This window comes from Arthrobacter sp. UYCu512, from assembly GCF_040547075.1.
Lineage (GTDB): Bacteria > Actinomycetota > Actinomycetes > Actinomycetales > Micrococcaceae > Arthrobacter.
Window position 1 is genome coordinate 207,470 of record NZ_JBEPPA010000007.1, and the last position, 13,611, is coordinate 221,080.

At 66.7% G+C, this 13,611-nt stretch carries 9 protein-coding genes and 1 pseudogene; 6 read left to right on the top strand and 4 right to left on the bottom strand.

The genetic code is table 11. The features are described 5' to 3' along the window. Nucleotides 1-16: 16 nt before the first annotated feature. Nucleotides 17-2,404: a DEAD/DEAH box helicase gene (locus ABIB49_RS09700; RefSeq protein ID WP_226775476.1), complete on the bottom strand. Its 2,388-nt coding sequence runs from the start codon at nucleotides 2,402-2,404 to the stop codon at nucleotides 17-19. Nucleotides 2,405-2,461: 57 nt separating this feature from the next. Next, a complete protein-coding gene (locus ABIB49_RS09705; protein ID WP_226775477.1) occupies nucleotides 2,462-3,154 on the bottom strand; it encodes a GNAT family N-acetyltransferase in 693 nt (230 codons plus the stop codon). A 214-nt stretch (nucleotides 3,155-3,368) separates the two neighbouring features. On the opposite strand from ABIB49_RS09705, the gene trhO reads away from it, so the two are divergent. Then, entirely contained in the window at nucleotides 3,369-4,262 is an 894-nt protein-coding gene (trhO, locus tag ABIB49_RS09710) for an oxygen-dependent tRNA uridine(34) hydroxylase TrhO (RefSeq protein ID WP_226775478.1), read from the top strand. Nucleotides 4,263-4,301: 39 nt separating this feature from the next. On the opposite strand, the gene ABIB49_RS09715 is transcribed toward trhO, so the two are convergent. Further along, complete coding sequence (locus ABIB49_RS09715; protein ID WP_226775479.1) at nucleotides 4,302-4,784, bottom strand: DUF6023 family protein; 483 nt, start codon at nucleotides 4,782-4,784, stop codon at nucleotides 4,302-4,304. Between the two features lie 163 nt (nucleotides 4,785-4,947). Here ABIB49_RS09715 and ABIB49_RS09720 point away from each other — a divergent pair, with 163 nt between their 5' ends. Both ABIB49_RS09720 and ABIB49_RS09725 read left to right on the top strand, forming a co-directional pair. Continuing rightward, nucleotides 4,948-5,799, top strand: a complete 852-nt coding sequence (locus ABIB49_RS09720; protein ID WP_226775480.1) for a MerR family transcriptional regulator — start codon at nucleotides 4,948-4,950, stop codon at nucleotides 5,797-5,799. Between the two features lie 35 nt (nucleotides 5,800-5,834). Beyond that, complete coding sequence (locus ABIB49_RS09725; protein ID WP_226775481.1) at nucleotides 5,835-7,469, top strand: DUF7059 domain-containing protein; 1,635 nt, start codon at nucleotides 5,835-5,837, stop codon at nucleotides 7,467-7,469. A 27-nt stretch (nucleotides 7,470-7,496) separates the two neighbouring features. On the opposite strand, the pseudogene ABIB49_RS09730 reads toward ABIB49_RS09725, so the two are convergent. After that, nucleotides 7,497-8,753: pseudogene (locus ABIB49_RS09730) on the bottom strand (MFS transporter); the annotation flags it as partial. 78 nt (nucleotides 8,754-8,831) lie between these two features. Between ABIB49_RS09730 and ABIB49_RS09735 the strand changes: the two are divergent. The 3 genes from ABIB49_RS09735 to ABIB49_RS09745 all read left to right on the top strand — a co-directional run bounded on the left by ABIB49_RS09735 (nucleotide 8,832) and on the right by ABIB49_RS09745 (nucleotide 13,591). Further along, the gene (locus tag ABIB49_RS09735) at nucleotides 8,832-9,500 is read left to right on the top strand and encodes an ArsR/SmtB family transcription factor (protein ID WP_226775482.1); all 669 of its coding nucleotides are present in this window, start codon (nucleotides 8,832-8,834) and stop codon (nucleotides 9,498-9,500) included. Between the two features lie 182 nt (nucleotides 9,501-9,682). Next, nucleotides 9,683-12,421, top strand: coding sequence for a type I DNA topoisomerase (topA, locus tag ABIB49_RS09740; RefSeq protein WP_226775483.1), 2,739 nt, complete (start codon nucleotides 9,683-9,685; stop codon nucleotides 12,419-12,421). Nucleotides 12,422-12,550: 129 nt separating this feature from the next. Beyond that, on the top strand, nucleotides 12,551-13,591 hold the full coding sequence (locus ABIB49_RS09745; protein ID WP_354157000.1) for a type IV toxin-antitoxin system AbiEi family antitoxin domain-containing protein: 1,041 nt from the start codon (nucleotides 12,551-12,553) through the stop codon (nucleotides 13,589-13,591). Nucleotides 13,592-13,611 lie beyond the last annotated feature (20 nt).

A 13,611-nucleotide genomic window follows, 5' to 3' on the forward strand; every position in this document is an offset into this window, starting at 1 on the left:
GGCCACAGTGGCCGGACTACGCCTGCAGCGGCGTCGGGGAGTGGTCCGGCTGTCCTGCCTGCATCCGATCCGTCGCATCCTCGAGCAGCACGTCGATCAAGGTGACGGCGGCGTCCTTGTCCAGGGGATTGTTCTTGTTGCCGCACTTGGGCGACTGAACACACGACGGGCAGCCGGATTCGCATTCGCAGGCCTTGATCGCGTCGCGGGTGGCGGCGAGCCAGGTCCGGGCCTTGTCGTATCCGCGTTCCGCGAAGCCCGCACCGCCGGGGTGGCCGTCGTATACAAAGATGGTCGGCACCCCGGTGTCTGCGTGGATGGCCGTAGACACCCCGCCGATGTCCCAGCGGTCGCTGGAGGCAACCAGGGGCAGCAGCCCAATGGCGGCGTGTTCTGCAGCGTGCAGGGCGCCCGGGAACTGGGCCTCTATCAGCCCCGCGCCGGTCAGGGAGCGGTTGTCCATGACGAACCAGACTGCCTTGGTGAACAGGTCCCGGGCACCGAGCTGCAGTGGCTCCTCACCAAGGATTTCATTGGAAATCAGCGCCTTGCGCTGGAAGGAGACCACCTGTGTTGTCACTTTCACATCCCCGAAATGCACTGCCACATCGCCCCACTCGGTGGTGCGCTGTGTTTCGAGCACCTCGATCTGGGTCACGTCCCGGGCGGTGGTGTAATAGTCCGGGTTCGCCCGCCGGACCATCACGCAGTGGTCGTCCTCGTTCAGGTCTTCCACGACGTAGCTCTCGCCCTGGTGGACGTAGATGGCGCCGGTATGGGCCTGGTAGTGCGTCTGCGGCGAATCCATGGTCCCCAGCAGGGACCCGGTGTCCGCATCCACGATGCTTACCGGGCCGCCGCCGTCAGCCCTCAGGTTCACCATGCCGGCCGCGCTTTGCGGATGGGTCCAGAACCACCCCGCGGGACGGCGGCGCAGATAACCCCGGTCCACCAGCTGGTCCAGCAACTTCTCGGCTGTGGCACCGAACAGGCCCAGCTCGGCGTACCCCAGCGGCAGTTCGGCGGCGGCGGCGCACAGGTGCGGGCCCAAAACATAGGGATTGGAGGGATCAAAGACGGTGGCCTCGACCGAGGCGTCGAAGATCGCTTCGGGATGGTTGACCAGGTAAGTGTCCAGCGGGTCATCGCTCGCGACGAAGGCGGCGATGGCGTCCTGGCCGGCCCGGCCGGCCCGGCCGATCTGCTGGAACAAGGAGGCGCGGGTTCCCGGCCAGCCGGCAACTAGCACGGCATCGAGCCCGGAGATGTCGATGCCGAGTTCCAGTGCCGAGGTGCTGGAGACGCCCAGCAGCTCGCCGGACCGCAGTGATTTTTCCAGCGCCCGGCGCTCCTCCGGCAGGTACCCCGAGCGGTACGCGGCGACCCGGGGCGGCAGGCTGGGATCGACCTCGTCCAGCAGACGCTTGGTAATGCTGGCAATCGTTTCGGCCCCGCGCCGGGATTTAATGAACGCAATGGTCCGCACCCGCGAAGACACCAGATTGGCCAGCAGGTCAGCGGTTTCCGCCACGGCAGTGCGTCGCTCCTTGGCGCCGTTCTCGCCGCGGACTTCGGTCAGTGCGGGCTCCCAGAACGCGACGGTGGTGGCACCATGGGGTGACGAATCCTCGGACACGGCACGGACCGGAGCGCCGATGAGCCGGCCGAAGGAAGTCCCGGGCTCGGACGCCGTTGCGGAGGCGGCGATAAACACCGGCCCGGGTCCGTCGGGGCTGTAGTAGGCGCAGATACGGCGCAGCCGGCGCATCAGATTGGCCACGTGGGATCCAAAGACGCCGCGGTAGCTGTGGGCCTCGTCCACAATCACGTAGCGCAGCCGGCGGAAGAACCGTGCCCACCAGGCGTGGTTGGGGAGGATCCCGAAGTGCAGCATGTCCGGGTTGGCCAGGATGAAGTTCGCGTGGTCGCGGATCCAGCGTCGGGAGGCAGGGTCGGTGTCGCCGTCGTACGTCTCTGCCCGGACGGTGGGAATCTTCAGCGCCCGGATGGCAGCCAACTGGTCGGCAGCCAGAGCCTTGGTGGGGGAAAGATACAGTGTGACCGCGCCGTCGTCGTGGATCTTGCCCGGGTCGGCGAGGACCCGCAGTTCCGACCGGTGGATGGCATCTAGTGCCGGCAACTGGTAGGCCAGCGATTTGCCGGAGGCAGTGCCGGTCGCGATCACCACGTGTTCGCCGGCATGGGCGAGGTCGGCGGCCTGGATCTGGTGCCGGTAGGGCTCGTGAATGCCGAGCGAGCCATAGGCGTTTACCACGTCGGTGTGGGCCCAATCGGGCCACGGGGCATGCACGGCCTCGCGGGCGGCGATGGTACGCACATGGCGGAGCTGTTCCGGGTCCGGGCCGCGGCCCAGCAACGGAATCAGGGACTCATGCGGGTTCACTCAGCCATTCTTTCACCCGGCCTCAAATCGGCTTGGCGCGGGCGCTTCAGCTGCGCTTCAGCCGACCGACAAGTCGGCGCCTTCGTCCGAGGCGGACAGCATCAGGACCTGGCAGACCGGCGTCCAGCCGAGGTGCGAGTACAACTGCTGCCCGTCCAGCGATGCGAGCAACAATCCGGTTTGCACGTCGTGTTCGAAAGCCTGGGCGGCCAGGGCCCGCATGATGAAGCTGCCAAGACCCCGGCGCTGGTACCGAGGGTTGGTGACGATCTTGTCGAAGATTGCGGTGTGGTCCACAACGAACAGACGCCCGCTCGCGGCCACTTCATCACCGGCATAGACGACAGTATGGTGGACGCCGTCAGCCCGGGACGGTACCCAGCGAAGGTCATCATCCGGTAGCCATGGGTCCTCGGCGTCCTGGGTCTCCATGTCCACGATCATCATGCTCTGCGAGGCTGATGTGACGTTGAGGCCGTGTTCTTTCGCGAGACTGGTATACTTCGCCGGGTTATTGCTCAAAATGGTCAGGATCCGTGCGGGCACTTCCAGCGTGGCGGCGGCCAGCTGCGCAAACTCCGGATCCGAGGGATCATGGGCGAAATATTCCCACTCGGTGGTGGTGTCATCCCTGAAGGCTGCAGGAAACCTGCCCTCTCTGCGTGTCTCGTAACCCCGGCAGCCAGCCCAGCCTGCCACCCAGGTTTCCAGCAGATGGGTGGTGTCCTCAACCATGCGCTCAAGACTCATGTGATGAGCGTATTGCAGCCCTGCCGCAAGCAACAGGGTTCCGGTCCGGGAACCGGTCCAGCTGACCCAATTGTGACCGGCAGGGTTACCGGTCGGACGAAAGGGGCGGGTACGCACCGGTGTCCGGACGGCGGGTACGGGCGGCCAGCTTGCGGCGGAGCGGCTGGCACGGCTGACGGATCACCGGGCCTGACCCAGCCGGTACCCTTAAAATGTGGCTCTGAACAGAATTGTGCTTTTTTACGGCTTCACCCCGCTCCCGGACCCGGAGGCTGTCCGGCTCTGGCAGCGTGCCCTCTGCGAGAAACTTGGGCTCACGGGCCGCATCATCCTTTCCAAGGACGGCATCAACGCAACCGTTGGCGGTGAGATCGGCGCGGTCAAACAATACGTTAAAACCACGCGCGAATACCCGGGGTTCCATGGCGTCGACGTGAAATGGTCCGAGGGCGGCGCCGCGGATTTCCCCCGGCTCAGCGTCAGAGTCCGCGACGAGATTGTCTCCTTCGGCGCGCCCGGGGAGCTCAGGGTAGATGCCAGCGGTGTGGTCGGCGGCGGCACGCACCTCAAACCCGCGGAACTGCACGAGCTTGTGGAATCGAGGCGGGAGGCCGGCGAGGAGGTCGTCTTTTTTGATGGCCGCAACGGTTTCGAAGCCCAGATCGGCAAATTCAAGAACGCCGTCGTCCCGGATGTGGCCACTACCCACGACTTCATCAAAGAACTCGATTCGGGCAAGTATGACGGGCTTAAGGACAAGCCCGTGGTCACGTACTGCACCGGCGGCATCCGCTGCGAAGTCCTCTCCAGCCTGATGGTGAACCGTGGTTTCACAGAGGTCTACCAGCTCGACGGCGGGATTGTCCGATACGGCGAAACGTTCAAGGACGAAGGCCTCTGGGAGGGGTCCCTTTACGTGTTCGATAAGCGTATGCACCTTGAATTCAGTGCCGAGGCCAAGACCATCGGCGAATGCGTCCGCTGTGCGGCGCCGACGAGCAAGTTTGAGAACTGCTCCAACGCGGCCTGCCGCACGTTGACGCTGTATTGCGCGGAGTGCGCTGCCAGCCCTGCAACGCTCCGGTGTCCGGACGGCTGCGCGGCCTAAATCCCGCGCTCCGCATACCAGACCCGCCGGGTCCTGCCGCTACGGCGCGGGTGTCAGCTGGTAGGCGTAAAGGAGCGGAGCGTCGACGCTGGACGTGCTGATCTGCACCGTTCCGGCGGCCGGGACTTTGATCCGTGACGTCTCGCGGCTGCCGTTGCAGGCGGCCCCGGCCTCGGTCAGCCTGGCGCCGTCCAGGGAGACTTCGAAGAAGGCCTTGCCGCCGCCGTCGCAGCTTATGGTCAGCACGTAGTTTCCCGCGCCGATCCCGGTGGCGGATTTGACGATCGGATCCCGCTTGAGGATTTTCCCGGCGTCGTCGAGCACAATTCCGCCAGCAGCGGGAAGGGCCGTGGCCTTCCAGGCGGTCACGTCGGTTGATTCGACGGAGCCCGCTGCGGAACATGCTGTCGCGGCCAGGACGACGGCGGCACCTGCCGCGGCGCTGAGGGCACCACGCCGAAGGGATCGGGCGGGCCGCACGCGGGTCAGGGAACGCCGGAGGCCAGGAATATGAAGGAACATTCCTCAAACTTACCGCCGTTGACGCCGGCACCGGATTCCGCATCGACCCGGTGGCCGCCAGCGCTTGGCCCGCCGCAGCACACAGGGCTTGACGTTGACGTAACGTCAACCTCTAACATCGAAGGAACGGCCCGGAAGCGGCTGCAGCCCAAGGGTCAGCCAGATGGAATGGTCCGTGCAGCACATCGCCAGGATCGCCGGGACCACCAGTCGGACGCTGCGTCACTATGACGACCTCGGACTGCTTAAACCCAGCAGGACGGGTAACAACGGCTACCGGTTCTACGACCAGGCTTCCCTGCTCCGGCTGCGGCGGATCCTGTTGCTGCGGGACCTCGGGCTTGGGCTTCCGGCCATCGCCGAGGTCCCCGGCCACGAGCCCGATGCCGAAAAGGCGCTCGACCGGCACCTGGACTGGCTGCGGCAGGAACAGCAGAGGCTGGCCCGCCAGATCAGCTCGGTCCGGCGCACGATTGCAGAGCTGAAAGCAGGAGGAGAGATTATGGCAGCGACGATGTTTGACGGTTTTGACCACACCAAGTTCCAGGATGAGGTGGAGCAGCGCTGGGGCGCGGAGACGTACGCGACGAGTGACGCCTGGTGGCGGGGGATGAGCCAGGCCGAGAAAGACGCCTGGAAGCAGCATTCCCGGCAGTTGGGCAACGACTGGATTGCGGCAGCGGAGTCGGGTATCCCGGCCGACGGCAGCGAGGCGCAGGAGCTGGCCCGCCGACAGGTCGAATGGCTTGTCGGCATTCCCGGAACACCCGCAGCACCCGCAGCACCCGGAACACCCGCAGCACCCGCAGCACCCGGAACACCCGCAGCACCCGCAGCACCCGGAACACCCGCAGCACCGTCCGCCGGCGGCGGCGGCGGCGACGTCAAAGGCTACGTCACCGGTCTGGCCGAGATGTACGTTGCCGATCCCCGCTTCGCCGCGAATTACGGCGGCGAAGCGGGGGCATCCTTTGTCCGTGACGCCCTCCGCATCCACGCCGGCAAACACTTCTAGGATAGACACCGCCGGGCCGGGACTAAACTTGTCCGGTGACTCCTTCAACGCACTTCACGGCCGGCACCACCCCCGACGCCCCGCGCAGCGATCTGCCCGGCCTGCTCGATTCGCTGGCCGCGGACCTGCGCCGCATCGGCTACACCGTTGACGGCGTGGCAGAACTTCTCGGCGCCGCAGCGCACGGCGCCCTAAGCCGTGACCAACTCGTTCCGGCGCTGATCAGCACGGAAAAGGCCCGCTCGGGGGAGGGAACGACGGGGGCACTCGCCGCCGTCGTCCGGTTCTGGCTGCTGGCCGAACCGCAGACCGGTGCCACACTCGATGCCGCGCTGCCCGGCATCCGCACAGCAGGCCTGCTGGAGCTCGGTCTCGTGGAGCCTTCCGAGGGTGGCCTGATACGGGCGAAAGTCGATCTCCGGCCGTACGGCTGGGACGGAACCCCGGGCGAGGACTCCGATGGCCGCGGCGGGGCGGAGCTCTGGGTGGCCAGCGACCTCGCCGCCCACCAGCAACCCGGTGTGCTCCGCCGCGACCATGTGCTCGGAATCGGGCAGGCATCCACTACCCTCGTGCAGGTTACCGCCCGGCGGCATGTGGCCCGGGCCCTGGACCTCGGGACCGGCTGCGGTATCCAGACGTTCCACTTGCTGCACCACGCCGACCACGTGACTGCTACCGACATTTCCGCACGGGCCCTTGCCTTCACCCGCTTCAACCTGCTGCTCAACGCCGGTGGGCTGCACCTTGACCCCCTCGACCTGGAAGCCCGGGTGAGCCTGCGCCAGGGCTCGCTGCTCGATCCGGTGGCGGGCGAGGAGTTTGAGCTGGTGGTCTCCAACCCGCCGTTTGTGATCACGCCGCGAAGCTCGGGGGAGGCCGCCGCAGACCAGTTCACCTATCGCGACGGCGGCCTGCCGGGCGATGACATCGTCGCCGGGCTGGTCCGGGACCTTCCGTCGGTCCTGACGCCCGGCGGGACGGCCCAGTTGCTGGGAAACTGGGAAATCCCGGCCGGGGCCGAGTGGGCCGAACGGCCGCAGGGCTGGGCCGGACCGGATGCGGACGTCTGGTTCATCCAGCGTGAGCAGGTCAGCCCGGAACAGTACGCAGAAACCTGGCTGCAGGACGCCTCCTCGGCGCGTGACCGGCTGCTCTACCAGGATTCCTACGCCGCCTACCTTAACGACTTCGCTGCCCGCGACGTTGATGCCATCGGTTTCGGCATGATCTGGCTGCGGCGCCCCGCCGGAGGTTCCCCGGTACTGAGGCGCTTCGAGGAGATCACCTATCCGATTGAGCAGCCCGTTGGTCCGTACCTCGGTGCGGCCGTGGAACGCGCAGACTGGCTGGCGGCCCACGAGTTGGCCGCCACGCACCTGTTGGTGGCGGAGGACGTTACCGAGGAGCGGCACCAGCGCCCCGGCGCCGAACACCCCGGCGTGATCCTGCTGCGCCAGGGTGCCGGCTTGCGCCGCACCAACCTGCTCAGCACCGAGCTCGCCGGTTTTGTCTCAGCCTGCGACGGGGATCTGTCCGTCAGCCAGATCATCGGCGCCCTTGAGGCGCTGCTTGGCGGCGGCGAGGGGTGGGACAGCCGGGCCTTCGACGCCGGGCTCCGCGCCGAAGTGGCGAATCTGGTCCGGGACGGCTTCCTGCTTCCGGCCTGACGCGGCCGGAGCGATTGGCGCGGCGTCGCTGCCGAAGCGCGGCAAGACATATGCGGCGACTGCCAGCCCGGCCAGCACCCCGCAGGCGCCGGCGACGAGGAAGCTCGCCCGGATGGGGAACAACGCGCCGAGCAGCCCGCCCAGCGCCAGCGCCCCGATGGAGACGGCCCGGGTCAGTCCGCCGATGACCGCCATCGCCTGGCCCCGGCCGCTTTCGGCGACCCGCAGGATCACAATCGCCCCGAAACACGCGTTCAGCGCACCACAGGCCGCCCCCATCGCGGTGTAGGCGGCAAAAAGCAGTTCCAGGCTGGGCACCAGCGCCATGATTCCCAGGAAGGCGGAGGTCAGGGCCATCGAGACCAGCAGTGCGCGCAGGCGGGTTGCGGCGGTCTTGATGCGGCTGGCAAGCACCGCCCCGGAGGCCATCCCGAGTCCGAAGAACGCGACCAGCAGCCCGTACTGCGTTTCGGTGGCGCCGAACTCGTCACGGGCGAGAAACACTTCAAGGACATTGGTCGCCTCACCGACCGCAATGAAGAACAGCACACCCAGGATCAGGGACCAGACCAGGCCGTCCCGCCGGATTCGGCGCAGGCCGTCCAGCAAAGCGGGGTTCGTCTTGCCCGCCCGCTCGGCGGCCGTGCCCCGGCGCGTCCGGATGAGCAGGGCGCCGGCGGCCATCGCCAGGTAGCACCCGCTGGCCACGGCAAAGACGAGGCCGGATCCGCCCCAGCCGCTGAGCAGGCCTCCCGTTGCCGGTCCCGCCATGCTGGCGATCATAATGGTTGCCTGCATGGTGCCCAGAGCCCGGGGGGTCCGGTCTTCACCGACGAGCCGGGGCAGCAGGGCCTGCCAGGTAGGGCCGGCCACAGCCTGCGCGGCGTCGAGGAGGAAGGTCATCGCGAAGAGGGCCGGAAGGTAATTTTCCACGTACTGCAGGCTCAGCCCCATGCCGGCGACAGCCGCGGCACTGACCACGGCGGACGCCGTCGCCAACGTCCGGGAATCACGCGTGTCCGCCAACCGGCCGGCCCACGGGGCGAGCAGCGCCAGCGGGAGCGCGGAGCAGAACAGGTAGGCTGCCACCAGCCAGGGCCCTGCCACGGCGGTCTGGCCGGTCGCGGCCAGGTTCTGCAGGTGCAGCATCACGCTGATGATGACGGCGCCCGCGCCGGCCGTGGCGACAAAGCGGGAGCCGCTGGCAAGGACGAAATCGCGGTTCCGCCAGAGCGGCTGCGCAGCACGGGATGCACCCGGCGGGGTCTGAAGGGCCTGTTTCATTAATAGAAAAATACCCGCGGGGGATTAGCATGTCAAGCATTTCTTTCATAGTTTGGCCGTGCTCGGTAGACTGGTGGAGTGAATGCAGAAACCCCCATTGCTGACTCACCGGTCCCTGCGGGCACAACGCGCCGGCAACGCCCGGAGAAGAACGTCGAGATCACCGACCCGAAGGCGATCCGGGCGCTGGCCCATGCGGCCCGGCTGGAGGTCATTTCCGAACTGTATGCAACCCAGGTCAGCCGGACGGCCACGGAACTCGCCGCCCAGACGGGGCTCACGCCGAGCGCGATGAGCTACCACCTGCGTGCCCTGCAGAAATGGGGGATTGTGGTGCCCGCCGCCACCGCCGGCGATGCGCGTGAGCGCCGCTGGCAAGCCGCGGGGACCGACTTCACCATCAATTCAGGCGGCGGAGTAGCGAGCCCCGAGTTCGCCGTGCTGGACCTTGAACTGGACGCTTACCGACGTCGGGTTAAGGCCTATGCCGGCACCCGGGACGAGCAGCGCCGGCGCGGCGACCCCGTGGACGGAGCCTCTTCGGTGGTGCTGGCCAGCAATCTGCTCTACCTGACGACTGACCAGCGTGCGGAGCTTAACAGCCGGCTTTTTCAGCTGCTGCGCGACTATGAGCTTGAGGACCCGGACCAGGTCCCCGAAGGGGCGGAACGGATGGCGACCATGTGGTCGATGATCCCGGATGACCGGGGCCGGCCTCCGCAACGGGCCACGCAGAGTCCTGGCTGAAGGCGTTGCCGGGCCGGGGCTGCTGCGCCCCGCCGCGCGTTGCCGGGCCGGGGTTCATGACGCCCGGAAGTCGTGCCCGCATGCCCGCCATTTCGGGCCGAATGCGCGGGAATCCGCAAAATATGGTGAACTAGGCGGGTATGGGCGCATCTGCCCGAGCAACCTTTTTCTGTAGGAGCACAGTGCCAAGCAAGGCCAAAACCGGCAAGAAACTCGTGATTGTGGAGTCTCCCGCCAAGAGCAAGACCATCGCCAAGTACCTCGGCGAGGGCTTCATCGTCGAGGCCTCCGTTGGTCACATCCGGGACCTCCCGCAGCCCTCGGAATTGCCCGCGGAACTGAAGAAGACCTCGGTGGGGAAGTTCGCCGTCGACATTGATAACGACTTCAAGCCGTACTACGTGGTCTCCCCGGACAAGAAGAAGAAAGTCGCGGAACTCAAGGCCCAGCTTAAGGACGCCGACGCTCTTTACCTCGCAACCGACGGGGACCGCGAGGGCGAGGCCATCGCGTGGCACCTGCTGGAGGTCCTCAAGCCCAAGGTTCCGGTCTACCGCATGACCTTCGGCGAAATTACCAAGGAAGCCATCCACCGGGCGATGGACAACCTGCGCGATGTCGACCAGGACCTCGTGGACGCGCAGGAGACCCGGCGTGTGCTGGACCGTCTCTACGGCTATGAGATCTCCCCGGTGCTCTGGCGCAAAGTGGCCCGCGGGCTCTCCGCCGGCCGGGTGCAGTCGGTTGTAACCCGCATGGTGGTGGCGCGGGAGCGTGAGCGGATGGCTTTTACAGCCGCCTCGTACTGGGACCTGACCGGCCAGTTCGGCGCAGGGTCCGGTTCGTTCAAAGCCAAACTGGCCCTCGTCGACGGCGCCAAGGTCGCCAGCGGCCGCGACTTCAACGACAGCGGCGAGCTCACCTCCCGCAACGCCGTGCACCTCAATGAGGAGCTGGCCAGATCCCTGGCCGCGGGACTGCAGGGCGCCGACTTCCGCGTCCGCTCCGTCGATACCAAGCCGTACACCCGCCGGCCGGCCGCGCCGTTCACCACGTCCACATTGCAGCAGGAGGCGGGCCGCAAGCTGCGCTTCTCCTCGAAAAGCACCATGCAGGTGGCCCAGCGGCTCTACGAAAACGGCTACATCACCTATATGCGCACGGACTCCTCCGCGCTGAGCAATGAGGCCGTCACGGCCGCAAGGCGCCAGGCCTCCGAACTGTACGGTGCTGAATACGTCCCGGCTTCGCCGCGCGTCTACAGCGGCAAGGCGGCCAACGCGCAGGAAGCCCACGAGGCCATCCGGCCCGCCGGTGACTCCTTCCGTACGCCGGCCCAGGTGGCCAAGCAGCTTTCCGGCGACGAATTCCGCCTCTACGAACTGATCTGGAAGCGCACCGTCGCCTCGCAGATGGCCGATGCCAAGGGCTCCACCGCCACGATCCGCCTTGGTGCGGTGACCTCCGGTGGTGCAGCCGAACGACGCGACGCCGAGTTCTCGGCCTCCGGCACCGTGATCACCTTCCCCGGTTTCCTTGCCGCGTACGAAGAAGGCAAGGATGAAAGCCGGGGCGACGAGGACTCCGAGGAAGCCCGACGGTTGCCCAACGTGGCCAAGGACGACGCGCTCACGGCATCGGATATCATCGCCGTCGGACATGAGACGTCGCCGCCGCCCCGCTTTACTGAAGCGTCCCTGACCGCCGAGCTGGAAAAGAAGGGCATTGGACGCCCGTCCACCTACGCCTCGACGATCTCCACCATCCAGGACCGCGGCTACGTCCGGAAGCAGGGGTCCGCGCTGGTCCCGAGCTGGATCGCGTTCTCCGTGGTCCGGCTGCTCGAGCAGCACTTCCACGACTACGTGGACTACGAATTCACCGCCGACATGGAAGCGGACTTGGACAAGATTGCCAACGGCCAGGCGGCAGGTCCGGCCTGGCTCAAGCACTTCTATTTCGGCGAGGATTCTGATCCCGGCCTGCTGAGCATCGTCAACAACCTCGGCGAGATTGACGCGAGGGACATCAACTCGATTCCGATCACCGACGCCATCACGCTCCGGGTCGGAAAATTCGGCCCGTATTTGGAAAGCTCCGTTCCAATGGTCGATCCGAAGACCGGCGAAGTGGTTGATGCGGCCCGCGCCAACGTCCCCGAGGACCTGGCACCGGACGAGCTCACCGCGGCCAAGGCGGTCGAGCTGATGGAAACCGCTGCCCCCGAAGAGCGGGTGCTCGGCGCGGACCCGCATACCGGACACACCGTCGTCGCGAAAAATGGCCGCTACGGCGCCTACGTCACCGAGATCATCCCGGAGATGACCGAGGAGCAGCTCGCCAACCAGCCGGTCGAGTATTACAAAAACGGAAAGCCGAAGCCCGCGAAGAAGCCCGTAAAGGCCAAACCCCGCACCGGGTCGCTGTTCGCATCGATGAGCGTCGAATCCATCAGCCTGACTGAGGCCCTGGAGCTTATGAGCTTGCCCCGGGTCCTCGGACAGGACGCCGAAGGCAATCCGATCACGGTGCAGAACGGCCGCTTTGGCCCGTATTTGAAAAAGGGCACAGACTCCCGGTCCATCGGCTCGGAGGAGGAAATCTTCACCATCACCCTCGAGCAGGCCCTGGAGATCTACTCCCAGCCGAAGCAGCGAGGCGCCCGGGCAGCCGTGCCGCCGCTGGCAGAGTTCGGTCCGGACCCGGTCTCGGAGAAGAACATCGTGGTGAAGGAAGGCCGCTTCGGCCCCTACATCACCGACGGAGTCACCAATATCACAGTTCCCCGCTCCACCTCGGTGGAGGAGCTTACCCGCGAACAGGCTGTCGAACTGCTCGCGGACAAGCGGGCCAGGGGGCCGGTCAAGCGCACGACGGCGGCCCGCAAGGCTCCGGCCCGCAAAGCCGCAGCCAAGAAGTAGCCTGCCTCGCGGGTTCCGTCCCGGCTCGACGTGTCAAAACGTCGGCGGCGGACGGGGGCCGCGAGCGGTTGTCCACATGGCCGGCGGGAGGGGTGCCCGGGCCCTGGTAACCGCGAAATGCTGGGCGGCATGGGACCCTCCGAGCCATACCCGACCGACCAGCTTGCCGTGGCTATGGGCCAGCGGGCACCTAACGCAGGCCCAGGCCGGCCAGCGCCCACCGGACCACCAGCACCGGCGGGCGCGCCCGCCCTGCGGGCCGGGGTACTGCCGGTGGGCAGGCTGTGGCGCACCGAGGAACTGCGGGACCATGGAATTTCTGCCAGCCGGGTGCGGCAGTTATTGGAGCAGGGTGCCATTCTCCGGGTCCGTCGGGGGTGCTATGTCCTGGGCAGCTTCTGGTCCTCCCTGGACCGGGACGGGATTTCCCGGACCAGGATCGACGCCTACGCACACAGGACGCTGACAACCTCCACCGGCAGCTTTGTTTTCAGCCATACGACGGCAGCCAGGCTCCACTGCCTGTTTCTCTGGCAGGTGGACGATACGATCCACCTCACGGTGCCGTTCCTGCCTTCGTCCGGTGGCCACGCGGGCGACGTCATTGCGCACACTCGTCCGGTGCCGGCAGAAGATGTCACGGAAATCCAAGGCTACCGGGTGACATCCCTCGCGCGCACCGCACTCGAGTGCTGCCTGATCCTCAACTTCCGCCAGGGCCTGATTCTTATGGATCATGCCCTTCGGCTTGGTCTCGACCCCGGGGAGCTGGAGCGCCAGGCGGGCCAGCTCCGCCGGGTCCCCGGCCTCGGTTCGCTTCGGAAGGTGCTCGCTTGTGCGGACGCCCGGTCCGAGTCGCCCGGTGAGACCCTCGCCCGGGACCTGATTCGACGGCTGCGGTTGCCCGCACCCGTGCTGCAGTTCGAAGTCCGGACCAGGTTGGGGCTGTTCCGGACGGATTGTGCATGGCCGGACCGGCGGGTGGCACTGGAATTTGATGGCCGCCGGAAGTACTTTGATTACGCGCCCACGGCGGAGGCAGTCTTCCAGGAGCGGCGCCGAGAAAAGGCCTTGATGGAGCTCGGGTGGAAGGTGGTCCGGGTCGAGTGGCGGGACCTGTTCCGCGAAAGCGAGTTCAAAACCAGGCTGCTCCGGGCCCTGGACTCGTGAAGTGCTCGCGGGTTCCGTCC

Coding starts and splice junctions, on each gene's coding strand:
- ABIB49_RS09745 (WP_354157000.1), top strand. CDS start 12,551: ATGGGACCCTCCGAGCCATACCCGACCGACCAGCTTGCCGTGGCTATG.
- ABIB49_RS09705 (WP_226775477.1), bottom strand. CDS start 3,154: ATGAGTCTTGAGCGCATGGTTGAGGACACCACCCATCTGCTGGAAACC.
- ABIB49_RS09715 (WP_226775479.1), bottom strand. CDS start 4,784: ATGTTCCTTCATATTCCTGGCCTCCGGCGTTCCCTGACCCGCGTGCGG.
- ABIB49_RS09720 (WP_226775480.1), top strand. CDS start 4,948: ATGGAATGGTCCGTGCAGCACATCGCCAGGATCGCCGGGACCACCAGT.